Genomic DNA, 24,930 nt, shown 5'->3' on the forward strand with positions numbered 1-24,930 from the left:
TTAGTCTGATTGACTTCTAGGTTCGTTTGGGCGGACCGCATGCATTCTGTGTGTGTGGGCTCGCGCGAATGGACCTGGTCTTTCTGGTCAATGCTTACAGTCGAACATGCTTGGTGATTGGCACTCCTTCTTTGCCGAGGGATTGGTGTTGGAGCCTTGTGTGGTGAGCATTGCAAATGAGAGCGATCAAGTGACTTAAGGGCATCTGGTGGATGCCTTGGCGGTAAGAGGCGATGAAGGACGTGGTACGCTGCGATAAGCTTCGGGAAGGCGCGAACAGCCGTTGATCCGAAGATTTCCGAATGGGGAAACCCACCTTCGACATCTTGAAATTTGCACCTGTGAAAGCGGGTGCGGATTTCAGGGTGTCATCAGAAGGTATTTAGCCCTGAATACATAGGGGTTAAAAGCAAACCCAGGGAACTGAAACATCTCAGTACCTGGAGGAAAGGACATCAACCGAGACTCCGCGAGTAGTGGCGAGCGAAAGCGGACTAGGCCAGTGATAAAGCAATGACAACTGGAACCATCTGGAAAGGTGGGCCTCAGCGGGTGACAGCCCCGTACAGGTAATGCAGAGCTTTATCCTCGAGTAGAACGGGACACGTGCAATCCTGTTTGAACATGGGGGGATCACCCTCCAAGCCTAAGTACTCCTTACCGACCGATAGTGCACCAGTACCGTGAGGGAAAGGTGAAAAGCACCCCGACGAGGGGAGTGAAATAGTACCTGAAACCGGATGCCTACAAACAGTCGGAGCCCGCAAGGGTGACGACGTACCTTTTGTATAATGGGTCTGCGACTTAGTCTGACGAGCAAGCTTAAGGCGATAGCTGTAGGCGTAGCGAAAGCGAGTCTGAACAGGGCGTTCAGTTCGTCGGATTAGACCCGAAACCTGTCGATCTTGCCATGGTCAGGTTGAAAGTGGGGTAACACCCACTGGAGGACCGAACCGGTGTCTGTTGAAAAAGCCTCGGATGAACTGTGGCAAGGGGTGAAAGGCCAATCAAGGCAGGAAATAGCTGGTTCTCCGCGAAATCTATTTAGGTAGAGCCTCAGATGAATACTCCAGGGGGTAGAGCACTACATGGGCTAGGGGCCCCTACAGGGTTACCAAACCTAAGTAAACTCCGAATACCTGGAAGTACTATCTGGGAGACACACGGCGGGTGCTAACGTCCGTCGTGAAGAGGGAAACAACCCTGATCGCCGTCTAAGGTCCCTAAATCACTGCTAAGTGTGAAAGGATGTGGGAATCCCATAACAACCAGGATGTTGGCTTAGAAGCAGCCATCATTTAAAGAAAGCGTAACAGCTCACTGGTCTAAACAAGGGTTCCTGCGCCGAAAATGTAACGGGGCTAAAGCAGTGTACCGAAGACGCGGGTGTGCAGCAATGCACGCGGTAGCGGAGCGTTCCGTAAGCCTGTGAAGGGAGACCCGTGAGGGCTCCTGGAGGTATCGGAAGTGCGAATGCAGACATGAGTAACGAAAGAAGTGTGAGAAACACTTCCGCCGAAAGTCCAAGGGTTCCTGCGTAAAGTTAATCTGCGCAGGGTTAGCCGGCCCCTAAGGCGAGGGCGAAAGCCGTAGTCGATGGGAACCACGTTAATATTCGTGGGCCAGTGGGTGTGTGACGGATGCAGCAAGTTGTTGAGGCTTATTGGATTGCCGAGGCAGCGAATGTGTCCCTGGAAATAGCCCCCACGTAGACCGTACCCGAAACCGACACAGGTGGACTGGTAGAGAATACCAAGGCGCTTGAGCGAAGTGTGCTGAAGGAACTCGGCAAATTACCTGCGTAACTTCGGGAGAAGCAGGCTGTCTTTTCGGGCAACCGGAAGGGCAGGACACAAACTAGGGGGTGGCGACTGTTTACCTAAAACACAGGGCTATGCTAAGTCCAACGACGACGTATATGGCCTGACGCCTGCCCGGTGCTGGAAGGTTAAGAGGAGAGGTGCAAGCCTTGAATCGAAGCCCCAGTAAACGGCGGCCGTAACTATAACGGTCCTAAGGTAGCGAAATTCCTTGTCGGGTAAGTTCCGACCTGCACGAATGGCGTAACGACTTCCCCACTGTCTCCAGCACACACTCAGTGAAATTGAATTCCCCGTGAAGATGCGGGGTTCCTGCGGTTAGACGGAAAGACCCCGTGCACCTTTACTGCAACTTTGCACTGGCAATCGTGACTGCTTGTGTAGGATAGGTGGTAGGCTATGAAACCTGGGCGCTAGCTCGGGCGGAGCCGAAATGTGAAATACCACCCTAGTGATTATGGTTGTCTAACCGCGGTCCGTTATCCGGATCCGGGACAGCGCATGGTGGGCAGTTTGACTGGGGCGGTCGCCTCCTAAATCGTAACGGAGGCGTACGAAGGTTGGCTCAGATTGGTCGGAAATCAATCGTCGAGTGCAATGGCATAAGCCAGCCTGACTGCAAGACTGACAAGTCGAGCAGAGTCGAAAGACGGTCATAGTGATCCGGTGGTTCTTTGTGAGAGGGCCATCGCTCAACGGATAAAAGGTACGCCGGGGATAACAGGCTGATGACGCCCAAGAGTCCATATCGACGGCGTCGTTTGGCACCTCGATGTCGGCTCATCACATCCTGGGGCTGGAGCAGGTCCCAAGGGTATGGCTGTTCGCCATTTAAAGTGGTACGTGAGCTGGGTTCAGAACGTCGCGAGACAGTTCGGTCCCTATCTGCCGTAGGTGTAGGAGAATTGAGAGGATCTGTCCTTAGTACGAGAGGACCGGGATGGACGTACCTCTGGTGGACCTGTTGTCGTGCCAACGGCACAGCAGGGTAGCTATGTACGGACGGGATAACCGCTGAAAGCATCTAAGCGGGAAACCCACCTCAAAACGAGTTCTCCCTCGAGAGTCGTGGAAGACCACCACGTTGATAGGCCGGGTGTGGAAGCGCTGCAAGGCGTGTAGCTTACCGGTACTAATAACTCGATTGGCTTGATTGCTCTCATTTAGCAATGCTCATCGTTTTGCCTTCTTAGGCAGGCGCCGCTCTCACGAGCGCCGCGATGAGCGTAGGCATTTGCATCCAGAAAAGACCAGAAATAGAAGTCATATGACGTCTCCGCTGACCTGGTGATTATGGCGGGGTGGCTGCACCCGATCCCATTCCGAACTCGGCCGTGAAACGCCCCTGCGCCGATGGTACTTCGTCTTAAGACGCGGGAGAGTAGGTCGTTGCCAGGTCTGCCGAGACGTCATGTGAATTTCGAACAAACGAAGTCAATCACCTCTATCGATCGCTTTCAAACGCGTCGCCGTGCCTCGTGCCGGCGGCGCGTTTTTGTTTTTGCGACTTGTCGCGAACGTGTTTCGTCTTATCCGCTCTGGTTTGATCGGACTTCGCTTTGCATCTTTTCTGGTGGCGTCTAGAACTCGCGCCAATGAATTGCTGGACGAGGCGCCTGCTGGGTTGGGATATCTCACGGTATGCTGGACTATATCTGGTCGAAACTGTACGCGCGCTGGCTCCGCAGCGAGCTCGTTCGGCCAAGGCCGCAGATCAAATTGCGGCATGGGACCGGCAAAAATCTCATCCTCGGGATCGGGCGTAACTACAGCATCGCGGACTTGAGGCCGTTTGTTCGGTCAGCGCGGAAATTTCACGACTGCCGTATTCTTCTCGTCGTCAACGACGACGCGGAACTCGGCAAAGCACTTGAAGCCGAAGGCGTCGATTATCTGTTGGACCCGGGCACGCCGGGCCTCGGCCGACCCCATATGAACTTCGCGCGTGTCGCCGATTACATCGCCGTTTTGCAGGCCCTCATGGGGCAAGTGGAGCGGGTGTTTCTGGCTGATACGCGGGACGTCGTATTTCAGGCCGACATCTTTCAGGCTCTCCCCGATGCGCCGGTTATATTTTGCGAAGAGGGCGAAGGCTTCTCGCACGATGTTGCCGGATGGAACGGCAATGCGATCCGGAGAACATTCGGCGCGGACGTGTATGAGCGCGTCAGGCGTCATGAAGTCATTTGCAGCGGCACGGTGCTCGCCCGGCACGGCGACGCGATCATGTACTTGTGGGAGAAACTGCTCCTCGGTCAATTGGTCGGGCGCAGACATCACATGCGTTCGGGCGTCGATCAGGCGACGACAAATGTCGTGGCCCGTCTCAATCTTGCGCCCTCTTCCATCGTGATCCCTTACGACGGTGCGATCGCGACGCTTTCAGGCCGGAACACCAAATTCCTCAAGGTGAAGGACGGAGTTCTGGTGACTGCGAAGGGAGCCGTTCCGGCTGCCGTCCATCAATACGACCGGGCTCCCGAGGTTCGCGATTTCTTGTATGCGACGTACGGTGGTCCAGCTCTCGGCAAAGCTGGCGACAAATCCAAAGACTCGAACCTTCGCAAAAAGTTGCGCCAGGCGTTTGGTCTGCAGGGGCCCTGACGCCGCGCGTCACTCGACGGACTGTTCTTTCACTTGGCCGCGAGATGCGAGCTTCACGCCGCAGCGTTCCATCGGGAGCGCTGTCGTCGTCCATCGATCCTTGGTCACGGTCACGACATAGCGCCGGCAGTCGCGTCCGGCGCCCGGCACGAAATGAACATTGAAGACGGCGACGCCGCCCTTGCCGGAGCGAGGCCACGCAAAATTCCCATCGTCCGGAACCGTCTTCACTGCCTTGTCGATGGCGAAGGCGGCGTTGCGATAATCCGTTGCGGTGAGGTGCGCCAAGAGCACGTGCGAGAGATCGGGATGAAGTCCTGCAGCTTCCGCGCGCTTGCGATACGGATCAGCCGGCATGGCTGGTGGCGATGATGCGCCGGCCGCGGCAGCGTCGGTGTTTGTCTCCCAGGTTTGAGAAGCCGCTCCGGCGCCTGGCGCTTCCGCGATGACGACTTCGGGCAACGACTGAGAATGTGTCTCGGGCGGCGGCGGCAGAGGAGACGAATTTTCGGCAGTCGCCGCATCGTGCGCCGGAACCGGTTCGAGCGGTCGCGCCGGTTGTCTCGCGGCCATCTCAGTCGCGATAATCTGCTCGACGCTGGCGATCCACTGCTGCAGCGGGGCGCCGAAATGCGTGAGACCTGCACCCGCGGCCAGCACTACGAATAAGAATAAATATAATTTCCGAACCGGATTGCCGCGCCGTCGCGGCGGCGCCGAGATCGGCTCGCCGGCGTAGAAAGCTTCGGGCTCTTCGGCCCGTGAAAGCACGTCGCCCAGCTCGTAGGAGGGGAATGCATCGGTCGAATCGGAAGCGCGGGAGTACATAGCCAATCCTCGTTGGATACCTATTCCCGCGCTGCATATGCACCGCATCCTCCTGGCCAAAAAATGGCAACGCCGGATAAACGCGAAATCTCTTCCCCGACCTCACGAATTCGTAAAATTCTCGCAGTCTCTTTGGGGGCGAAAATTCTTGACTATTATTGGCTACTTGGCTCTACGTGACCGCAGAACCTGATCTCGGGACCTTGAATCCTGACCTATTAGGAGTTGCAATGGGCACTTCTTTCTCCTCGCGTATCGGCGCGCGCTTTCGCGCTTTCATTTCCGCACTCGCTGTTGCTGCAATCGCCGTTGGCGGGGCGTGGATCGGCGCGTCTGAGGTTCAGGCTGCAGAAGAGCACGCGATCGAGATCTCGATCAAAGATCACAAGTTCGAGCCGGACTCGCTGAAACTGCCTGCCGGAAAGCCGATCAAGATCACGGTCAAGAATCTGGATGCGACTCCGGAAGAGTTTGAAAGCTACGAACTCGGATTCGAAAAAATCATCGCCGGCAACAGCAGCGCCATCATCAGGCTGAAGCCGCTGAAGCCCGGCACCTACATGTTCTTCGGCGAATTTCACCAGGATTCGGCGTTGGGCCACATCGTAGTGGAGTAATTGCCCATGCTTGCCGCGCTCGTTCTCGTTTTTCGCGAAGTTCTCGAAGCTGGTCTGATTATCGGCGTGGTGCTTGCCGCCTCGCGTGGTGTGATCGGCCGGGGCGGAGCGGTGTCTCTCGGCGTCGTCGCAGGAATTGCCGGGTCAGCCGTCGTCGCGTTCTTCGCGGCCGGCATCTCGAATGCATTCGATGGACGCGGGCATGAAATTTTCATCGCGGCAATTCTGCTCTTTGCTGTCGTGATGCTGGCTTGGCACGTGGTCTGGATGGCGCAGCACGCGCGCGAGATGACTCAGCAGCTGCGGCAACTCGGAAACGATGTGACCGCGGGACGCCGATCGCTATTCGCACTTGGAGCGGCCGTTGCCATCGCGGTCATGCGCGAGGGTAGCGAGGTCGTGCTCTTCATGACCGGCATCGTCATGGGTGGAACGGAAACGGCGGGCCAACTGCTGATTGGGTCGGTGATTGGGTTGGCGCTCGGCGCCGCCGTGTCGATGGTGCTTTATTTCGGGCTTGCCGCAATTCCATTGAAGCGAATGTTCTCGGTAACCGGTGTTCTGGTGACGCTGCTCGCTGCGGGCCTTGCCGCGTCCGCGGTAGCGCAGCTTTCCAGCGCCGGTCTCCTCAATGTTCTCGACACGCCGGTTTGGGATACGTCGTGGCTTCTGTCGGAAAAGAGCTGGTTCGGACAGATCCTGCACATCTTGATCGGTTATATGGCCAAGCCAACGGGCATGCAGCTGATCGCCTACGGCATTACTGCGGGCACTATTTTCCTTCTCGGCTTCATTGTGCGGACGCCGGCGACGCGGCCCGCAGTGAGTTCGCGATAAAAAAATCGGCGCCGGCAATCGCGCGGCGCCGATCGTTCGTTCATCGATCGCGTTTTAAAGCCCGAGATCGGAAAGCCCCGGATGATCGGCGGGGCGGGGCCCGAGCGGCCAATGGAATTTGCGATCGCTTTCCGAGATTCTGAGGTCGTTGATGCTGGCGTAACGCAGCCGCATCAGACCGTTCGCATCGAATTCCCAGTTCTCGTTGCCGTATGACCGGTACCATTGGAAGCTGTCGTCGCGGAATTCGTAGGCGAAGCGGACGGCGATGCGATTGTCGGCGAACGTCCAGAGTTCTTTGATCAGTCGATAGTCGAGTTCGCGGTTCCACTTGCGAGTTAGAAATTCGACGATCTGTTCGCGGCCGACGGGAAACTCGGCGCGATTGCGCCAGCGGCTGTCGACTGTGTAGGCGAGCGAGACCTTATGGGGGTCGCGGGAATTCCATCCGTCTTCCGCAGCGCGGACTTTTTGTATTGCAGTTTCGCGCGTGAACGGCGGTAGCGGCGGCCGAACGTCTGACATCTTTCTCTCCTCAGTTCTCTCCCTGCGAGGGCGGCTTGACCTTGGACGCAAACGTCACGAGGTTTCTTCGCAAATCGGCAGGTCGAGTGACCCCGATCGAGGGAGGCTCCAAATGTATGATATCGCCAATTTATCCAATCTGCCGCATCTTCGTAATCTCTCTGCGACGACGATGGCCGCGTTCGAAAATTTCGACCGGGCGGCGATGGCGCCAGGAGCTATTCCACGGCGCTACAAGGAATTGATCGCGCTCGGCGTGGCTCTTGCGACGCAATGTCCGTACAGCCTCGAAGTTCATCGCACCAATGCGGAGAACGCGGGTGTGACGGAAGCTGAGATAGCGGAGGTCGTCTATATTGCTGCAGCGATGCGGGCAACGGCTGCGATTGCGCACGGCACGCACCTCGTCGGCCCGCGCAAGGCAAAACGGTAGTGGCATTCCGGGATCAGAAAAAGCCGAAGAGCTTTACCGCAATGACGGCGAGGCTCAGCGCGCCGATCCAGAGCGCGACATCGGCGGCGCGGCTCCGCTTGGAGCGCGAGGCGATGTTCTCGATCGTCTGTTCGTCAAGGCGCACGCCGGAGCGCGCCATTTCGGAATAGCCGGTAATCGCCTGAGCGAGATTTTGGAGAAGGGCCGGCGTTTTCAGTAGAACTTCGCCGATGGTTTCGGCTCCGCGCCCGGCCTCGCGAAGGCGGCCGAGCGGCGACAGGTTGGCTTCCATCCATTCCTTGGCGACGGGCTCCGCTGCAACCCAGACGTTGAGCGACGGATCGAGATCACGCGCGACGCCTTCGACGATGACCATGCTCTTTTGCAGCAGGATGAGTTCCGGCCGGGTTTCCATGTCGAAGACTTCGGTGTAGGCGAAAAGCTGGCCGAGCAGATCGGCCATCGAAATTTCTTCCGCCGTCCGTCCCTGAATGGGCTCGCCGATGGCGCGCATCGCCTGCGCAAACTCCTCGACAGTGTGGTGGGGCGGAACGTAGCCGGCTTCAAAGTGGATCGCGGCGGCGCGATGATAGTCGCGCGTGATGAGGCCGTGCAGGATCTCGGCGAGGAAACGGCGCTCGGCGAGGCCAAGCCGGCCCATGATGCCGAAGTCGACGGCGACGATCATGCCTTTGTCGTCGACGAACAGGTTTCCCTGATGCATGTCGGCATGGAAGAAGCCGTCACGCATGGCGTGGCGAAGGAACGAGCGCAGCACCGTCTGGCCGAGCGCGGAGGTGTCGAAGCCTTTTGCCAGCAGCGTTTCGCGATGCGAGATTGGCGTGCCGTCGATCCATTCGACCGTCAGCACGCGCTTCGCCGTGCGTTTCCAATCGATCGCGGGCACGCGAAAGCCATCGTCCTCGGTGGTGTTCGCGGCCATCTCGGAGATCGCGGCGGCCTCGAGACGGAGGTCCATTTCGAGCGCGGTCGTGTGTTTCAAATTGTCGACGACGGCGACGGGCTTCAAACGCCGTGCGGGCGGATAAAAGCGTTCGATCATCTGCGCGGCGAAATAGTAGCTGTCGAGGTCGCGATTGAAGCGCTTCTCGATATTCGGTCGCAGGATTTTGACGGCGACGGCTTTCCTGATGCCGTTTTCGAGCACGTAGGCCTTGTGGACTTGGGCGATCGACGCGGCGGCGACGGGCGGGCCAAACTCGACGAAGTGATCTTCCAGCTTGCCGCCGAGCGCGCGCTCGACCGTCTCGCGGGCTTCCGCCATCGAGAAGGGTTCGGCCTTGTCCTGGAGGTGGCGCAAATCCGCCGACAGCTCGGGACCGATGACGTCGGCGCGGGTCGCCAGGAACTGTCCGAGCTTGACGTAGCTCGGGCCGAGCTTCGTCAGCGCGGTTGCGACGCGGGTTGCTCGCGGTACGCTTTTTTGAAATGGCGCCGACAGGAACTCGATCGGGAGCGTTGCCGCGCGAGCAATTTTGAGCGGCAGCGGTACCGGCACGCCTGCCGGCACGAAGCGAACTCCATACTGTGCAAGCACAAACCCGGCGCGCGCGAGTCTTAGCGTGTTAAGGATCGCTCCGGGCATGACTTCGATTTCGTGGTCCTGTTTCGTGGATCGATAGCTGGCTTGAGGCCACATTGCGCCGCAATGCGTCTAGGTCAAGCGAACCTCATGTATCGGGTAAAGACGGTTAAATATCCTGCGCCATTGCGAAGCGCGGCGACGAGGTTGCCATACAACGCGACCTAGGTTCGGGGCATCGCGGTGGGAAAACGAAAAGCGCCCGCGTGTTGACACGGGCGCTTCCGGATTCAAAATCTCTAATCGACTTATTTCGTGCAGAAGGTCGCGCGGCCGTGGCAGGTGACCATGCCGCCGTCTGGCTTGCACTGGTACCGCTTGTTGATGACCTTGTAGCCCGCGACGTCGCCGTTTGCGAGGAAGCCCGGCCAGAGGCCCCAGCTGACGTTCTGCACCATTGTTTCCATTGCAAACCACTTCGCGGAATCCGCCGAGCTCGAAGTCGCGACCGCGCCCTTCGTTACGCATCCGGCGTTCGCGGTTCCGGCACCAAACGAAATGGCGGCTATCGCCAACGCACAGCCAAGAGTGATTGTTTTCATGTGTCCCACCTCCTCCTAGGGAAGAAAATGTTTCTTCCCGTCCCTGCGTGGAAAACTATGAACGGTCTCGCGCGGCGTCAATTGCAGACACACCAGCGGAGCCAGAACACCTTTGGATTGTTGCCGTCAGATCTTCCAGCCGCCGTGGATGGCCGCGATGCCGCCCGTCAAATTGCGGTAGTTGACGCGGGAAAACCCGGCACCCCGAACAAGTTCCGCGAATTTCTCCTGGGTCGGGAAACGGCGGATGCTTTCAACGAGATAGCGATAAGATTCTGCGTCTCCGGCCGTCAATTGGCCAAGGCGTGGAATGATCTCGAATGAGTGAAAGTCGTAGAGGCGGTCGAGAACCGGGACACGGCATTCGGAAAATTCGAGGCAAAGGAAGCGGCCGCCGGGTTTCAAGACGCGATAGGCCTCGGCGAGCGCCTTATCAATGTGGGTGACGTTACGAATGCCGAATGCGATCGTGTAGGCGTCGAAGCTGCTGCTCTCGAAGGGTAATTCCTCGGCGTTGCCTTCGACGCACTGAATGCGGTTTTGCAGGCCGGCGTCAGCAATGCGACGGCGGCCGACCTCGAGCATCTCGGGACTGATGTCGCAGATGACGGCGGTGGCGTTCGGTCCGCTGTCTTCGGCATAGCGGATGGAGATGTCGCCGGTGCCGCCGGCAACATCGAGCAGCTTGAACGATGTTGTGCCGCGCGGCGCGTTGAGCATCGTGATCAGCTCGCGCTTCCACAGCCGATGCAGGCCGCCCGACATCAGGTCGTTCATCAGATCGTAACGGCCGGCGACGGACGCGAAGACCTTGTTGACGAGGCCCTGGCGCTCGGTCTCGGGGACGGCGCGGAAGCCGAACGACGCCGTGTTTTCGGACCCGTGCTCAGCCGTATTCTGGGCGGTGCTCTGGCCGGTATTCTGGGCGGTATTCTGGCTTGTAGTTTGCGAATTCTGATCCATATCCGCAGCATAGCCGTTCGCGCATTGGCGCGCTATCGTCGGCTCGTCTCATCCTCAACGCCGGCTCAACACCAGGTAATATTTCCGCCATGCCCGAGCTTCCGGAGGTCGAAACCGTTCGTCGCGGCCTGGCGCCGGTTCTGGTCGGCCGCCGGGTTAAGTCGCTCGATGCGCGGCGCCCCGATTTACGGTTTCCGTTTCCTGAGAGATTTGCCCAGCGGGTCGCCGGGCAGTCGATCGTCGGGCTCGAGCGCCGTGCGAAGTATCTGATTGCATCGCTGTCGAGCGGGGAGGATCTCGTCATGCATCTCGGCATGACCGGGCGCTTCACCATCGTCCACGGCGGGATCGCCGATACTCCGGGCCAGTACGCGCATGGGACGGGCCCCGATCCAACGCACGATCACGTCGTGCTCAATCTCTCGGATGGGACGAAGGTGATCTACAATGATCCGAGACGCTTCGGCTTCATGGTGATGATGGCGCATAGGGAGCGCGCGCAGCATGCGCTCTTTCGCGATCTCGGCGCCGAGCCGCTCGGCGAGGAGCTGACGGCTGAATACCTGGCGTCCAAGGCGCTGGGGAGAAAGGTCAATCTCAAAGCCTTTCTGATGGATCAGCACGTGATCGCGGGGCTCGGAAACATCTACGTTTCGGAAGCGCTCTATCAGGCGGGGCTGTCGCCGGACAAGGCTGCCGCGAGTCTGGCGAACCGGCGCGGGGCGCCGACGGAACGCGCCGTCAGGCTCGTGCCCGCAATCCGGGACGTTCTCGAACGCGCGATCGACGCAGGTGGTTCGACGCTTCGCGATTACCGCCATGCCGACGGAAAGCGCGGCGCGTTTCAGGAGAGGTTCGGGGTTTACGATCGCGCCGGGTCGGTCTGTCAGACACCAGGGTGTGGGGGCGAGATACGCCGTGCCGTCCACTCAGGGCGCGCGACATTCTATTGCCCGCGCTGTCAGCGGTGAGATGCGACGTCAGTTGGCGGCGTGACGCTCGGCGAGGGCGCTGTTCGTCTTGACGATAATGGCGCTGAGGCACATCACGGCGAAACCGCCGGCGAGGAAAAGCTGGTTTGCCGCCCAATCGCCGCGGAGCGTTGCGAGCTTTCCCGAGCTTATGAGCCAGACGAGTCCGCCCCCGATGGCGAAAGCCTGATAGGTCATAAATCGAACCATGCGCTCGATTGCCTGCGGTTTCGACCAGTCGTCCTGCGGGTCTTTCAGACGCGACAGGTAATAGGCGTAGGCTCCAGCGACCAACACCATGGCGGAGCCATATTGCCAGCCGTGCTGCCAGCGAATGGTGGTGCCGAGATAGATCGCGAAGAAGGCGAGGCCGCACCAAAGAAAGCTCAGCATCACGAGCCGGATGCTTGCGATCAAGGCATCACGCGGCGTTATTTCGCCGACGTCCGGCGCTCGCCGCCAAGCCGGCGCGTTCGTTCGTATGGCCGCCGTCACGATGACGAATACGAAGACCGCCGCGGCGATCGCCGCTTCGACTTTCTGCAGAGCGCCTGCGGCCAAGAACATGGCGATCAGGGCTACTGCGAGCGTCGTCAGCAGCCAGGGAAGCGATGGGCGCAAGGTCATTTCGGCCGATTGTCCCTGTGGTGAGAGGCGTCTCGTCTTCGATCACGCGTTGGCGGGCGACCGTATCGCATTGAGGCTGATCGCTGCAATTGCCAGGGCGCCGAAGAAGAAGATGTTGCAGCCGGCCCAATCGGCGTGCGTCTCCGCGCGCGGAAATTTCTCGTCGACGAAGAGGCTGATGATGCCTGCGACCATGCCGACGACCTGCGCTTTCAGCAGGATGCGCCCAAACTTGACGAGCGTGGCGTCGGTGCGTCCGGCGGCCCGATCGCGATCGAGCAGGAACGAGAAACCGATGCTCGCCAAGGCTGCGAAAGCGAACCCTAAGAAGAACTGCCACCATTCGGCCCAACGCGCTTCGATGATGAACAGGTAGGTCACCAGCAACGTCAGCCCGCCCCAGGCCCATATCAGGGCGAGGTAACGGGCGGTCGAACTCGCAACGGCGCTTGCGGGGGCGCCGACGTCATTGAGCTGGCGATGCTCGCGGATCGCGATGAGAGCAATTGCGATGCTGACGGCGGCCACGGCGGCCATTTGCAACATCGGCTGGTTTGCGGCTGCGGCTAAGATCGTCGCAAAAATGGCTGCTGCCAGTGCAAAAAGCCAACCGGTCCAAGACAACATTCTCTGGAAGCCCCCCCAAGACGTAAGTGTGTCAGTGATCGTCGTCTATGTTCCGCCTTACCGCAAATAGCAGGGAAAAGCGCTGCGACCGGCGGCGCAATTGGTTTTCGCCGAAAATCGGGCATTTTCGTTGCGCGGCTTCATTGACCGATGCTCCGCGGGCGGCTATACCCCCCGCAAACCGTGCCTGGATCCACAAATCCCGGGCCGATTATGATCTTCTTTAACCCGCTGCCTCGCTTGGCTTTTGCCGTCGCGCAGGCGCATTCGTAGCAACGTAAGGACAACCTATGGCTAACACGTCGTCGGCGAAAAAAGCCGCGCGCCAGATGATCCGCCGCACTGAAGTGAACAAGGGCCGCCGCACGCGCGTCAAAACCGAAGTTCGCAGTGTCGAAGAGGCTATTGCTTCGGGCGATGCCGCTAAGGCCAAGGCCGCTCTCGCCGCCGCCGAGCCCCTGCTTGTCCGCAGCGCGCAGAAGGGCGTCATGCACAAGCGCACGGCCAGCCGGAAGGTTTCCAGGCTCGCTCAGCGTGTCAAGGCCATGAGCGCGTAACGTACATGTGAATAACAGGGGCCAATTTTCCTCCCTGTTGCACATTCGCACCGGTAAAGAGCGGGTCCAATTTCGGGCCCGTTTTTTTTTAACGCCATTAACCTGCTGGAATCCCGCCAATCGCGGGCGCTGGGCGGGGGAAGCGGTCTCAGGGACGGCTTTCGTTCTGGGGCCGCGCCAAAAAAAAATGACATGTCGGTGACAGCTGCGACCACGCAGCTCGGCCGCGTTCATCAACTGTGAAAATCCCGAATGAGTCAGGCGTTTATGCACAGGGCTTGCGAAGTGACTCACGTTGTCACCAACACCTGTGGACAACTTTTCTTCTCGCTGGACGCCCATAATGGGGATCAGAGCCGCTTGTCGAAAAGAAGGTTAAGGGCTAGTAAATTTCTCAGTGGATGGCAGCGGGGTAAAAGCGGTCGTTCGCACAGGTAAGTTCGGCGAGCGTAGCGTTCGAGGGCCAATAGAATTGGCGACCGCGAGCGCATCGTCAAAATAGATAAAGACCTGCGACTAACCTTTGGCGTTGCTATGGCGGCGACCAGAGCAGCTGGGGATTCTCCGGGCCTTACCTGGGGATACTTGCGCGGGTCTTTATCAGTACTGCGTGTGACGTGAGGGGATAAGTGGAAAAACTGGAAGCTTCTGTAGTCGAGGACGTACCCGTCCTCGAAACGTGGAAGCGTCTCGAAGGCGATCCGAAGGCCGTTCTTGTGGATGTTCGTACTCGTGCCGAGTGGGCGTTCGTTGGAATTCCGGATCTTTCCAGACTCCATGGGGAAGTTTTGCTGATGGAATGGCAGACATTTCCAGACGGCCGGACCGCCCCGGACTTCACCGAACGTCTAGACGCAGCGCTGACTGCCAGGGGTGTGGAGAAGGACACCGAGATCTTCTTCATTTGCCGCTCAGGCGGCCGCAGCCGGATGGCTGCAGAACAGATGACGGCGGTGGGGTATCGCCGGTGTCGCAACGTCATGGAGGGTTTTGAGGGACCATTGGACGCTAGCCAGCACCGCGGACGGATTTCCGGTTGGAAATTTGCGGGTCTCGATTGGGTGCAGGGCTAACGCGAAATCGCAGACGGCATAGACGGCACCGAACGGCGGAGGGTTACGCCGGACGGTGAAGAGGGGGGCGCTTCTAGGCGTCCCGCGTTATCAGCGGGGAGTAAAATACTATGCAGGCAGCACAAAAAGCAGAGTCTCAGGATGTCGGTAGCGGACAGGGCGCCGGGACTCCGACGAGCGCGGTAGAGGGCCGCGGTCAGAAGGTTCGTGCGATGCTGAAGGTTCAGCTCGGCGACGAGGTCTATTCGAGCTGGTTCAAGAGCTTGGAATTCGAAAGCTTCGACGGCCGGATCGTCAAGGTTTCGGTGCCTGTGAAATTCGTCCGTAACTGGATCCAAGAACATTATTCCGATCATCTGCTGCACTGCTCGCGCATAGAGTTCGCGACCGTCGAACGCGTCGAAGTGGTTTGGCGCCAGCCGGGCGCGGTTGCGCAGAGGCCGGGCGAGGCACGTCCTCAAGACGCCAACACCGCGGCGACCGCTGCGACGCCGCCGCCGGCTTCGCACACCGATCTTCCACAGCGTCCCGCGGCTTTGCGCGCGCCGGTGCTTCCGGTGCAGAGAACATCGGCCGGCGGCCTTGAGGGCTCTCCGCTCGACCCGCGCTACACGTTCGACAGCTTCGTCGTCGGCGCGTCGAACCGCATGGCGCATGCAGGCGCGACGCAGGTCGCCGAAACGGTGCTTTCCGGCGCGCCCGGATACAATCCGCTCTATATCCACTCGCAGGTCGGCCTCGGCAAAAGCCATCTTCTTCACGCCATCGCCTGGGAAGTGAAGAAGCGCGCGCCGAACGCTCAGGTTCTTTATCTAACGGCGGAACGCTTCCGTTATCAGTTCGTCGAGGCTCTGCGCTCGTCCGATCCCTTGGCTTTCAAGGAGCGGTTCCGCAACATCAACATGTTGCTGATCGACGACCTCGAATTCCTGCAGGGCGAACGCACGGAGCAGGAGTTCGATCACATCATCAATGCGCTGCTCGACGGCGGCAAACAGGTCGTCGTCGCGTCGGCACGGGCTCCCAACCAGATCGAGCGCCTCAACGAACGCATGCGTTCGCGCCTGCAGCGCGGCCTCGTCACGGAGCTGCAATCGCTCGATCACGAGCTGCGGCTCAAGGTGCTCGACAAGCGGCTTGCCGAGAAGCGCGCGGCGGACCCGTCGTTCTCGCTGTCACGGGATGTCGTCGATCTCCTGGCGCTGAGGCTCACCGAGAACGGCCGCGAGCTCGAGGGTGCCGTTACGCGCCTTTATGCAACGTGGCAGTATATGCGCACGCCGATCACGCTAGATATCGCCGAGACCGTCATTCGCGATCTCGTTCAGAACCTCGAGCCGCGCCGGATCAAGATCGAAGACATCCTCCGCATCATTTCGAGGCATTACGGCGTGTCGAAGGGCGATCTCCTGTCGCAGAGGCGTCATCGTTCCGTCGTCTGGCCGCGCCAGATCGGAATGTATCTCGCCAAGCATCTGACGGCACGGTCTCTCCCGGAAATCGGACGCCGTTTCGGTGGCCGCGACCACACGACCGTTTTGCATGCGATCCGGAAGATCGAAGGCGAAATCAGCAAGAATCCGAACCTCGGAGACGAGCTTGAGGAGCTGAAGAGGCTTCTCAACCACTGACCGCAAAGTCACCCCTTGCGGCCTGATGCGACGAAGGGCCGGCACGCCAACCCCCTGGAGTGCCGGCCTCTCCGTTTTTTGGCCCGCAAAAGGCCGTGCGGTGCGGATTTCCGGCTGGTTCCCTGGCTGGGTCATTGGCCGGTTCCTTTGGCCATTCTCCGGCCGGTTCCAGGCTGGCCAATACATCTCGCTTGAAAAGATGCCATCTTTCGGCTCTGATCCGGCTCCGTGGGCGATTCCGTTCGCCCCGGGGGCAACCGTTTTCTCGCGCGTGACGCCACGGCGGTTTCTGGCCGTCATTCCACGCGCAATTTCATAGTCAATGCTGAGGATAGACATGCGTCTCGAGATCGAACGTGGGGAACTCTTGAAGGCGCTGAGCCACGTTACGAGCGTCGTTGAACGCCGCACGACGATACCGATCCTGTCGAACGTCATGCTGAAGGCGACCGGCGACGTTCTGATGTTCAAGGCGACGGATCTCGAGCGCGAGGTCAGCGAGAGCGTCAGTGCGAAAGTTGCGACGCCCGGTACGCTGACGGTTCCGGCGCACGTTCTGCACGACATCGTCCGTAAGCTTCCCGATGGCGCCGAGATCGAGATGAAGCGCGACGGCGACAAAGAGCGCCTGACGATCACGTCGGGTCATTCGCGTTTCAGCCTGCAGATGCTCTCGGCCGACGATTTCCCGGATCTGGCAGTCGGCGAAATCGGTCATGAGTTCACGATCGAAGCGGGAGACTTGAAGCGGCTGATCGACAAGACGCGCTTCGCGATCTCGACGGAGGAAACGCGCTACTATCTCAACGGCATCTATCTGCACCCCGCCGAGACGAACGGCACCAAGACGCTGCGCGCGGTCGCGACCGACGGTCACCGCTTGGCGCAGGTGGAGCTGCCGCTGCCGAAAGGCGCGGAAGGCATGCCGGGCGTTATCGTGCCGCGGAAGACGGTGCATGAACTCGCGCGGCTTCTCGAAGACACGAGCGCGAAAGTCAAAGTCGGCGTGTCGCAGACGAAGGTCAGGTTCGAGATCGGGCCGGTCGTGCTGACGTCGAAGCTGATCGACGGCACGTTCCCGGATTACGGACGCGTCATTCCGCACAACAACGACAAAGAAATGAAAGTGCCGAACGCGTCGTTCAAGAGCGCGGTCGATCGCGTGTCGACGATCGCGAGCGAGCGCGGCCGCGCCGTGAAGCTCAACGTCGGCAAGGACAAGTTGATCCTGACGGTGAACAATCCGGAAGGCGGCAGCGCGACGGAAGAGATCGCCGTCGGCTATTCGTCCGGTCCGCTCGAGATCGGGTTCAACGCACGCTATCTGCTCGACATTGCCGATCAGCTCGAGAGCGAAGACGCGCGGTTTCTGCTGGCAGACCCCGGCTCGCCGACGATGGTGCGCGACGGCGGCGACGGCAGTGCGCTTTACGTGCTGATGCCGATGCGGGTTTAGGAGAGGCTTTTCTGGAGCCCGATGAGCTATACGAGGTCGATGATCCTCGGCCGATAGCCGCTTCGGCGCGGTACACTTTCTTTTTGCCTAGTGCCGCTCGAGTCGCTGCTATTTCTGAGCGCGACCTCGTAAAAGCGGTAATAGCGGCGCGGCCCAGAAGCGAAAAGTTTGACGCAGAGCGAATGTGGATACGAGTTACTCACACAACCGCCGAGTGGTTGGAGGGTACTTTAGCATCTACGCCGCTTGATATGCCGCTGCTGGCGCACGGCTCACGAATTAAGTTGCCGAGAACGCACGTCATCGACGTCATATTTGACGAGAGCAACGCAGATCTCGAGCCGAGAGAACCGCCGCCCCGAGAATATTGGGACCGGTGTATGGTTGATCAGTGCGTTCTCGATGGTGAGCTTACGGTGGGCTACCTCTATCGAGAGACACCCAACATGGGCAAACCAGACGACAAATTTCCCGATAGCGGATGGCGAATTCGGGGTGACATGCGAGGGGCCACCCGCGAAACGCTAGATTGCCGGAAGCATGCCTACATCGCACTTGGAAAAGTGCTCAACAATGACGATTCTTGGATTCATTTGATTGATGAGCCTTATGGCGCCAGTTTCGAGAAGAACTACACGACGGGTATGTTCGAGAGGATCTCAGAGTAGCCGGAAAGTTCTTCGTCGCGCTTTCCAGATGAACTGGGCCCCCACCCGTAACCCCTCCCCGCAAGGGGGAGGGGAATGACGCTCTGGGTCGAGCGGCTGACGCTGACGAATTTCCGAAGCTATGTCTCGGCGAGCGTTGCGACTGACGCGGGGCCGCAGGTGATCGTCGGCGCCAACGGGTCGGGCAAGACCAATCTGCTCGAAGCGTTGTCGTTGCTTTCGCCGGGCACGGGCTTGCGGCGGGTGCCGTTCGTCGAATTGGCGCGGGCCGGGGGCGATGGAAGTTTCGCGATTGCCGCGCACGCGCATACGCTTTCGGGGCCGGCAGATATCGGAACGGGGTTACAAGCGCGGGCGGGGTTCACCCCCACCCCTAACCCCTCCCCGCAAGGGGGAGGGGAATCCCATTCACAAGGGGGAGGGGGATTTTCGAGAAGCTCAGACCGAGGTGAACGTTCCGGCCGTATCGTCCGCATCGATGGCTCGGCGCAGTCGGGCTCGGGCATTCTCGCGGACTATCTCGAAATCGTCTGGGTGACGCCCGCGATGGACGGGCTCTTCACGGGACCGGCTTCCGAGCGGCGGCGTTTTCTCGATCGGCTCATTCTCTGTTTCGATCACAGCTACCGAACGATCGCCGGGCAGTTCGAGCGGGCGATGACGAGCCGCAACCGGCTGCTTGCCGACGGCGTGCGCGATAACGCGCAGCTTTCCGGCTTCGAGCAGGTGATGGCGGAGACGGGTGTGGCGGTCGCGGCTGCCCGCCTCGAAGCCGTGGCGGCGATGGCAGCAATCGTCGAGAAGCGGCGCGAACGCGATCCAAACTCCGCGTTTCCTTGGTCGTCGTTCCGGCTCGTCGGAACGATCGAGGACGATCTCAGGCGTCTTTCGGCCATTGAGGCGGAAGATGCCTACGCGCGGACGCTCCGCGAAACGCGCGAACGCGACCGTGCGGCGAGCCGTACACTCGATGGGCCGCATCGTTCCGATCTCATCGTCGAGCATGGTCCGAAGGCGCTTGAAGCGCGTCAGTGCTCGACGGGCGAGCAGAAGGCGCTGCTTCTCGGGCTGGTGCTCGCGCATGCGGAGCTTCTGACTGAGCGGCAGGAAGGGGCGGCGCCCATCCTCCTCCTCGATGAAATCACGGCGCATCTCGACGTCCACCGGAGGGCTGCGTTGTTCGCTGAAATTCTCCGGCTCGGAGCGCAAGCCTGGATGACCGGGACGGACGCGGAAGCGTTCTCGGCGCTTAGGGAAACGGCTCGATTCTGGGGGGTGGAAGAAGGAAAGATCAGGGCCCTTTCGTAAGTCCGCCGATCGGGACAAACGGCCACATCCAAAACACTGTAAAACAAGGGCTTTTGAGCCTCGTTTTCTGTCGATTTTTTAGGGCTTTTCGGGGCGCTTTGTGCTATAAAAACGGACCATATTTCCGTCCGCTGAGAAAGCCCGAAAATGAACGCCCAACCGCTCAAGAAAACACCTGCGCCGGATGACTACGGCGAGGACAGCATCAAGATGCTGAAGGGGCTCGACGCGGTTCGGAAACGCCCCGGCATGTACATCGGCGACACCGATGACGGATCGGGTCTCCACCACATGATCTACGAAGTCGTCGACAACGCCGTCGACGAGGTTCTGGCGGGTCATGCGCATGCCTGCACGGTGACGCTGAACCCCGACGGCTCGTGCACGGTGCGCGACGACGGGCGCGGCATTCCGACCGGCATCAAGCGCGACGATGATCAGGTGCCGAAGCGTTCGGCTGCCGAGATCGTGTTCACAGAGCTCCATGCGGGCGGCAAGTTCGACCAGAACTCCTACAAGGTTTCTGGCGGTCTGCACGGCGTCGGCGTGTCGGTCGTCAACGCGCTGTCGACCTGGCTCAAGTGCCGGATCTGGCGCGAGGGCAAAGAACACTTCATCGAGTTTCACAACGGCAACGCCGTTGCGCCGTTGAAAGTCATCGGCGACGCTGGCGAGGAACGCGGCACCGAAGTCACGTTCCTTCCGAGCACAGAGACGTTTCACAACGTGACGGAGTTCGACTTCGCGACGCTCGAGCATCGCTTGCGCGAACTCGCGTTCCTGAACTCCGGCGCGAGGATCGTTTTGATCGATGCGCGCCATGCCGACGTGAAGCGCCAGGAATTCAATTACGAAGGCGGCACGGCCGCTTTCGTCCGTTACCTCGATCGATCGAAGGCGTCGGCGCTTCCCGAGCCGATCATGATCCATGCCGAGAAGGACGGCATCACGGTCGAAGCCGCTCTCTGGTGGAACGACAGCTACCACGAGACGGTGCTGACGTTCACGAACAACATTCCGCAGCGCGACGGCGGCACGCATCTCGCCGGCTTCCGCAGCGCGTTGACGCGCATCGTCAACAAGTACGCGGAAGAGACCGGTCTCGCGAAGAAGGAAAAGGTGGCGCTTTCGGGCGACGACGCGCGGGAAGGTTTGACGTGCGTGCTTTCGGTGAAAGTGCCCGACCCGAAGTTTTCTTCGCAGACGAAGGACAAGCTCGTCTCGTCGGAAGTGAAGCCGGTCGTGGAATCGGCGGTCGGCGATCAGCTCGGCGCCTGGTTCGAGGAGCATCCGAAAGAAGCGAAGGTCATCGTCGGCAAGATCGTCGAGGCGGCGCTCGCCCGCGAAGCTGCGCGCAAGGCTCGCGATCTGACGCGGCGGAAAGGTGCGCTCGACGGGCTGCGTCTACCGGGCGGTCTCGCCGAGTGCCAGGATCGCGACGCGTCGAAAACGGAAATGTTCATCGTCGAAGGCGACTCGGCGGGCGGTTCCGCCAAGCAGGGCCGCAAGCGCGAGTTCCAGGCCGTGCTGCCGATCCGAGGTAAGATCCTCAACGTCGAGCGCGCGCGCACCGACAAGATGCTGTCCTCAGAGCAGGTGACGAACATCATCGCTGCGCTCGGTACCGGCATCGGGCGTGACGAATTCAAGCTCGACAAGCTTCGCTATCACAAGATCATCATCATGACGGACGCCGACGTCGACGGCGCGCACATCCGTACGCTGCTCTTGACGTTCTTCTACCGGCAGATGCCGGAGCTCGTTGAAAAGGGCCACGTCTACATCGCGCAGCCGCCGCTCTACAAAGTGGCGAAGGGCAAGTCGCATTCGTACCTGAAGGACGAGCGCGCTCTCGAGGATTACCTGATCGATCAGGGCCTCGTGGATGCCGTGCTCGTCAGCGGCAACGGTACGGAGCGGGCGGGCCGCGATTTGCGCGACGTCGTCGAGCAAGCGCGACAGATCGCGGGCGGCATCAACGGCCTCCATTCGCGGTATAACCGGAATGTCGTGGAACAGGGCGCGATCGGCGGTGTGTTCGATGCGTCGATCCTTTCGGCGCCGGATTCCCAGAGGGCAGACGAAATTGCCCAGCGGATTGCCCGACGTCTCGATTCCATCGCCGAAGAGATGGAAACGGGCTGGGAAGGCCGCTACGGCAACGATGGGTATGTCTTCAAGCGCGAAGTTCGCGGTGTCACCGAGGTCCAGATACTCGACCGGGCGCTGTTGGGTTCGCTCGATGCGCGGCGCTTGAATGAGCGTCACGAACATCTGGTCGAGCTCTACGACACGCCGGCGAAGCTGAAGCGCAAGGATAAGACGGAGATCATCACCGGTCCGCGTTCGCTGCTGCAAGCGGTGTACGACGTGGGTCGCAAGGGTCTCGATCTGCAGCGCTACAAAGGTCTGGGCGAGATGAATCCCGAGCAGCTTTGGGAGACCACGCTCGATCCGGACGTGCGGACACTACTGCAGGTCAAGGTCGGCGATCTCGCGGAGGCGGATGAGATTTTCGCGAAGCTGATGGGTGACGTGGTGGAGCCGCGGCGCGAGTTCATCCAGGAAAATGCGCTCAACGTTTCGAACTTGGACGTCTAGGCGAGACACAAGCCAGCGATGATTCCGGACGAGTCGTGGTGTGAGACCCTGCGCAACTAGCGCTGGGTCCCGGCTCGTCGCTGCGCGGCGGCCGGGATGACAAGAGGGGCTCTAATTCAGCCGACGGTGTACGTCGCATCGATCGTCGGGCGGCGGCCGTAGCGGTGTCCGTGCTTATCGGCATGGCGCTTCAGAAGTGCGACGTTCTTCAGGTTCGATTTGTAGGCGACGTCGAACATGTCGCCGAAAATGGGGATGCCGCCGACGGCCGTGTCGAGCGCCGTATTCATCGCCATGCGCGCGATCAGCCAGCGCGGCGCACCCAGGCGGCGCGCTTCCCAGATGATGTAGCTCGCGATCGCGCCTGAAATCACGTCGCCGATGACGGGAACGAGGCCGAGAACGGCGTCGACACCCATAACGACTTTGGTGCCCGGAATGCGGATGGCGCTGTCGAGGATCTTCGCCAAGGCTTCGATGCGCGCGAAGCTTTCGTCGAAATCACCCGCCGGAAGGGAGCCTGCAAATCTCCCTTCAAAACTGCTTCGGTCCATTCGTTCGAACATTGTCGACATCGGCTCCGCCATTACGTCTCCAATCGGAAACGTGATGTGGGATCGACAAGTTCCAGCACAAGGCCTGCGGCGGTACGCGCGCGCCGATTGCGCTCAGCTAGAGCGCTTCCGCGGAAATGCGCGCGTCTCGGTTCCCGCCTTTTTGGCCGCCCTTTGAAGCTCAGTGCGGAACTCATCGCGCTTCTCGTGAATGGAGGCGATGACGGGGCCTGTCGGAACGCCGAGACCGACGAGGGCTGCTTCCGAGAGCTGCAGGCTCGCCTCGATCGTTTCCGGCACGGCATCGTTGACGCCGATCTCGTAGAGATGGCGTGCGTGGTTCGCGTCCTTGGCGCGTGCGACGATGAGCAGATTCGGGTGGCTCTTGCGCAAAGACCGCACGATGGCGTCGATCTCGCTTTCCTTATGGATCGTTATGATCGCCGCTTTGGCCGTATCGAGACCGCAATGCTCGAGGAATTCCGCGTACGTCACGTCGCCGTAGTACACGGGCTTGCCCTCGCGCCTCGCATTGGCGACGAGATTTGGCGCGCGGTCGACGGCGATGTAGGAGACTTTGTGCTCGGTCAGCATGTCGCCGATCAGTTGTCCGACGCGTCCGTAACCGACGACGAGAGCTTTGACGCTGCCGTCGCTGACGGGCGTGACGGTCAATTCCGGATCGATTTTCGGTGCTGGGACGTACTGTTTGGCGAACTTGCGGCCAAGCTTGGCGCACGCAGGTATCAACGCCATCGTGATCGATACGGCGGTGAGCAGGATGCTCATCAACTCTTGATTGATGAGTTGCGACGCGTGCGCAAGCGTCAGGATCACGAAGGCGAACTCCCCACCCGGCGCCAGTAGTGCGGCCGATTCAATCGATGCCGATTTCGAAACGCTGAAGAGACGGGCCAATACGTAAATGATGACCGCCTGGATGGCGAGAAGGCCGACCGTCGTCGCGAGGATCGCAGCAGGCTCGGCTATCAGCGATTGGATGTCGAGCTGCGAGCCAACTGAAAAGAAGAACACGCCGAGCAGCAGCGATTTGATCGGCTCGACGGTCGCCTGCACGGCTCTGCGGTATTCGGTTTCCGCGAGGACAAGGCCGGCGACGAACGCTCCGAGTGCCAGGGATAGACCGGCGGCGGCCGTTATGAAGGCTGTGCTGACCGCGACGAATAGGGTCGCTGCGATGAAAAGGTCGGCGTTATGGGTCTGAGCTACAAGGCGAAATAGGGGCTGAAGCAGAAAACGGCCGACGCCGACGATGACGAGCAAGGCGATGGCCGCCTGAGCCAGCGCCGTCAAAATTTTGGCGACGATCGACGTGTCATTTCCCGGCTCGAGAATGCCGACGAGGATGAGGATCGGAACGACCGCGAGATCCTGAAAGAGGAGAATCGAGAAGGAGGTTCGCCCAACGGACGTCGCCAGCCGCTTTTGGGAGGCAAGCAACTCGATGACGATGGCCGTCGAGGACAGGCAGAGGGCGGCACCGATAACGAGCGCAACGGCCGGAGGCTGGCCGAGCGCATAGGCAACCAGACCGATGAGGGCGGCCGAGACGACGACCTGCGAACCGCCGAGGCCGAACACCAAGCGCCGCATCGTCGAGAGACGTTCGAAGGAAAGCTCGAGACCGATGATGAAGAGAAGGAAAACGACGCCCCACTCGGCAAATTTGGATAATCGTTCGGGGTCGGTAATCGTCAGATAGGAAAGCTGAGGAAGGTGGGGGACCAGGGCTCCGAGGCCGCCGGGGCTTAGGAATGCGCCGGATAGAAGAAAAGCAAGAACCGTACTGACGCCGAAGCGGTGCAAGACTGGAACGACGACACCGGCAGTGCCGAGAACTAAAAGCGCATCCTTGTAACTAGCCAGATCGACCGGAACGGACATCGATTCTCCTTTTTATGTCCGGTCACTATGGCGGTCCGCGAAGTCAGATTCCACAGGGCATATTATTTCTGTTCGCCTACGTTGCTCTTTTGCAGTGCCTACAACTCACTCATCGGATGAGTCCGCGTTTCGGCCGACGACGCGGGTTCGCGCTTAACGCGACCTTAGCCAACGTCCGAT

Annotated in this window: 21 protein-coding genes and 2 rRNA genes; 14 read left to right on the top strand and 9 right to left on the bottom strand. The window is 60.0% G+C overall.

Annotated features, from left to right (window positions below; translation table 11 throughout):
* Positions 1–184: 184 nt before the first annotated feature.
* From BM399_RS00025 to BM399_RS00035, 3 genes are all read left to right on the top strand, one after another.
* A 23S ribosomal RNA gene (locus BM399_RS00025) occupies positions 185–2,977 on the top strand.
* 126 nt (positions 2,978–3,103) lie between these two features.
* Positions 3,104–3,218 (top strand): 5S ribosomal RNA (gene rrf, locus BM399_RS00030).
* A 243-nt stretch (positions 3,219–3,461) separates the two neighbouring features.
* Positions 3,462–4,424: a hypothetical protein gene (locus tag BM399_RS00035; protein ID WP_092862444.1), complete on the top strand. Its 963-nt coding sequence runs from the start codon at positions 3,462–3,464 to the stop codon at positions 4,422–4,424.
* 9 nt (positions 4,425–4,433) lie between these two features.
* Here BM399_RS00035 and BM399_RS00040 read toward each other — a convergent pair whose 3' ends face one another.
* Positions 4,434–5,252, bottom strand: a complete 819-nt coding sequence (locus BM399_RS00040) for a hypothetical protein (protein WP_092862447.1) — start codon at positions 5,250–5,252, stop codon at positions 4,434–4,436.
* A 230-nt stretch (positions 5,253–5,482) separates the two neighbouring features.
* Here BM399_RS00040 and BM399_RS00045 point away from each other — a divergent pair, with 230 nt between their 5' ends.
* Both BM399_RS00045 and BM399_RS00050 read left to right on the top strand, forming a co-directional pair.
* The gene (locus BM399_RS00045) at positions 5,483–5,869 is read left to right on the top strand and encodes a cupredoxin domain-containing protein (protein ID WP_092862450.1); all 387 of its coding nucleotides are present in this window, start codon (positions 5,483–5,485) and stop codon (positions 5,867–5,869) included.
* A 6-nt stretch (positions 5,870–5,875) separates the two neighbouring features.
* Entirely contained in the window at positions 5,876–6,706 is an 831-nt protein-coding gene (locus tag BM399_RS00050; RefSeq protein WP_092862454.1) for an FTR1 family iron permease, read from the top strand.
* A gap of 54 nt (positions 6,707–6,760) precedes the next feature.
* Here the strand turns inward: BM399_RS00050 and BM399_RS00055 are convergent, their stop codons facing one another.
* Positions 6,761–7,231: a nuclear transport factor 2 family protein gene (locus tag BM399_RS00055; RefSeq protein ID WP_092862457.1), complete on the bottom strand. Its 471-nt coding sequence runs from the start codon at positions 7,229–7,231 to the stop codon at positions 6,761–6,763.
* Between the two features lie 112 nt (positions 7,232–7,343).
* Here BM399_RS00055 and BM399_RS00060 point away from each other — a divergent pair, with 112 nt between their 5' ends.
* Positions 7,344–7,664, top strand: coding sequence for a carboxymuconolactone decarboxylase family protein (locus tag BM399_RS00060; RefSeq protein WP_045838265.1), 321 nt, complete (start codon positions 7,344–7,346; stop codon positions 7,662–7,664).
* 13 nt (positions 7,665–7,677) lie between these two features.
* Here BM399_RS00060 and ubiB read toward each other — a convergent pair whose 3' ends face one another.
* From ubiB to ubiE, 3 genes are all read right to left on the bottom strand, one after another.
* Entirely contained in the window at positions 7,678–9,270 is a 1,593-nt protein-coding gene (gene ubiB / locus BM399_RS00065; RefSeq protein ID WP_092865993.1) for a 2-polyprenylphenol 6-hydroxylase, read from the bottom strand.
* Between the two features lie 245 nt (positions 9,271–9,515).
* The gene (locus tag BM399_RS00070; RefSeq protein WP_092862460.1) at positions 9,516–9,809 is read right to left on the bottom strand and encodes a hypothetical protein; all 294 of its coding nucleotides are present in this window, start codon (positions 9,807–9,809) and stop codon (positions 9,516–9,518) included.
* Between the two features lie 126 nt (positions 9,810–9,935).
* Positions 9,936–10,772 carry a bifunctional demethylmenaquinone methyltransferase/2-methoxy-6-polyprenyl-1,4-benzoquinol methylase UbiE gene (gene ubiE / locus BM399_RS00075; protein ID WP_244530995.1) on the bottom strand — a complete coding sequence of 279 codons (837 nt, stop codon included), beginning with the start codon at positions 10,770–10,772 and terminating at the stop codon, positions 9,936–9,938.
* An 89-nt stretch (positions 10,773–10,861) separates the two neighbouring features.
* Between ubiE and mutM the strand changes: the two genes are divergently transcribed.
* Positions 10,862–11,743 carry a bifunctional DNA-formamidopyrimidine glycosylase/DNA-(apurinic or apyrimidinic site) lyase gene (mutM, locus tag BM399_RS00080; protein ID WP_092862463.1) on the top strand — a complete coding sequence of 294 codons (882 nt, stop codon included), beginning with the start codon at positions 10,862–10,864 and terminating at the stop codon, positions 11,741–11,743.
* Between the two features lie 9 nt (positions 11,744–11,752).
* Here the strand turns inward: mutM and BM399_RS00085 are convergent, their stop codons facing one another.
* Positions 11,753–12,370, bottom strand: a complete 618-nt coding sequence (locus BM399_RS00085) for a hypothetical protein (RefSeq protein ID WP_092862467.1) — start codon at positions 12,368–12,370, stop codon at positions 11,753–11,755.
* A 42-nt stretch (positions 12,371–12,412) separates the two neighbouring features.
* Entirely contained in the window at positions 12,413–12,997 is a 585-nt protein-coding gene (locus BM399_RS00090) for a hypothetical protein (protein WP_092862470.1), read from the bottom strand.
* A gap of 290 nt (positions 12,998–13,287) precedes the next feature.
* On the opposite strand from BM399_RS00090, the gene rpsT reads away from it, so the two are divergent.
* The 7 genes from rpsT to gyrB all read left to right on the top strand — a co-directional run bounded on the left by rpsT (position 13,288) and on the right by gyrB (position 22,291).
* The gene (gene rpsT, locus BM399_RS00095; protein ID WP_092862473.1) at positions 13,288–13,554 is read left to right on the top strand and encodes a 30S ribosomal protein S20; all 267 of its coding nucleotides are present in this window, start codon (positions 13,288–13,290) and stop codon (positions 13,552–13,554) included.
* A gap of 629 nt (positions 13,555–14,183) precedes the next feature.
* Positions 14,184–14,627, top strand: coding sequence for a rhodanese-like domain-containing protein (locus BM399_RS00100; RefSeq protein WP_092862476.1), 444 nt, complete (start codon positions 14,184–14,186; stop codon positions 14,625–14,627).
* A gap of 110 nt (positions 14,628–14,737) precedes the next feature.
* Entirely contained in the window at positions 14,738–16,258 is a 1,521-nt protein-coding gene (gene dnaA / locus BM399_RS00105) for a chromosomal replication initiator protein DnaA (protein WP_092862479.1), read from the top strand.
* Positions 16,259–16,595: 337 nt separating this feature from the next.
* Positions 16,596–17,714: a DNA polymerase III subunit beta gene (gene dnaN / locus BM399_RS00115; RefSeq protein ID WP_092862485.1), complete on the top strand. Its 1,119-nt coding sequence runs from the start codon at positions 16,596–16,598 to the stop codon at positions 17,712–17,714.
* Positions 17,715–18,094: 380 nt separating this feature from the next.
* On the top strand, positions 18,095–18,382 hold the full coding sequence (locus BM399_RS21295; protein WP_244530996.1) for an immunity protein Imm33 domain-containing protein: 288 nt from the start codon (positions 18,095–18,097) through the stop codon (positions 18,380–18,382).
* A gap of 75 nt (positions 18,383–18,457) precedes the next feature.
* Positions 18,458–19,690, top strand: coding sequence for a DNA replication/repair protein RecF (locus tag BM399_RS00125; protein WP_092862491.1), 1,233 nt, complete (start codon positions 18,458–18,460; stop codon positions 19,688–19,690).
* 147 nt (positions 19,691–19,837) lie between these two features.
* Complete coding sequence (gyrB, locus tag BM399_RS00130) at positions 19,838–22,291, top strand: DNA topoisomerase (ATP-hydrolyzing) subunit B (protein ID WP_092862494.1); 2,454 nt, start codon at positions 19,838–19,840, stop codon at positions 22,289–22,291.
* A 116-nt stretch (positions 22,292–22,407) separates the two neighbouring features.
* Here the strand turns inward: gyrB and BM399_RS00135 are convergent, their stop codons facing one another.
* Positions 22,408–22,866: a DUF4112 domain-containing protein gene (locus tag BM399_RS00135; protein WP_244530997.1), complete on the bottom strand. Its 459-nt coding sequence runs from the start codon at positions 22,864–22,866 to the stop codon at positions 22,408–22,410.
* Between the two features lie 93 nt (positions 22,867–22,959).
* Positions 22,960–24,750 (bottom strand): cation:proton antiporter domain-containing protein, encoded by a 1,791-nt coding sequence (locus tag BM399_RS00140; protein WP_092862497.1) that lies wholly within the window; start codon positions 24,748–24,750, stop codon positions 22,960–22,962.
* Between the last annotated feature and the right edge of the window lie 180 nt (positions 24,751–24,930).

The sequence above is a fragment of the Hyphomicrobium facile genome, from assembly GCF_900116175.1.
Taxonomy (GTDB): domain Bacteria; phylum Pseudomonadota; class Alphaproteobacteria; order Rhizobiales; family Hyphomicrobiaceae; genus Hyphomicrobium_B; species Hyphomicrobium_B facile.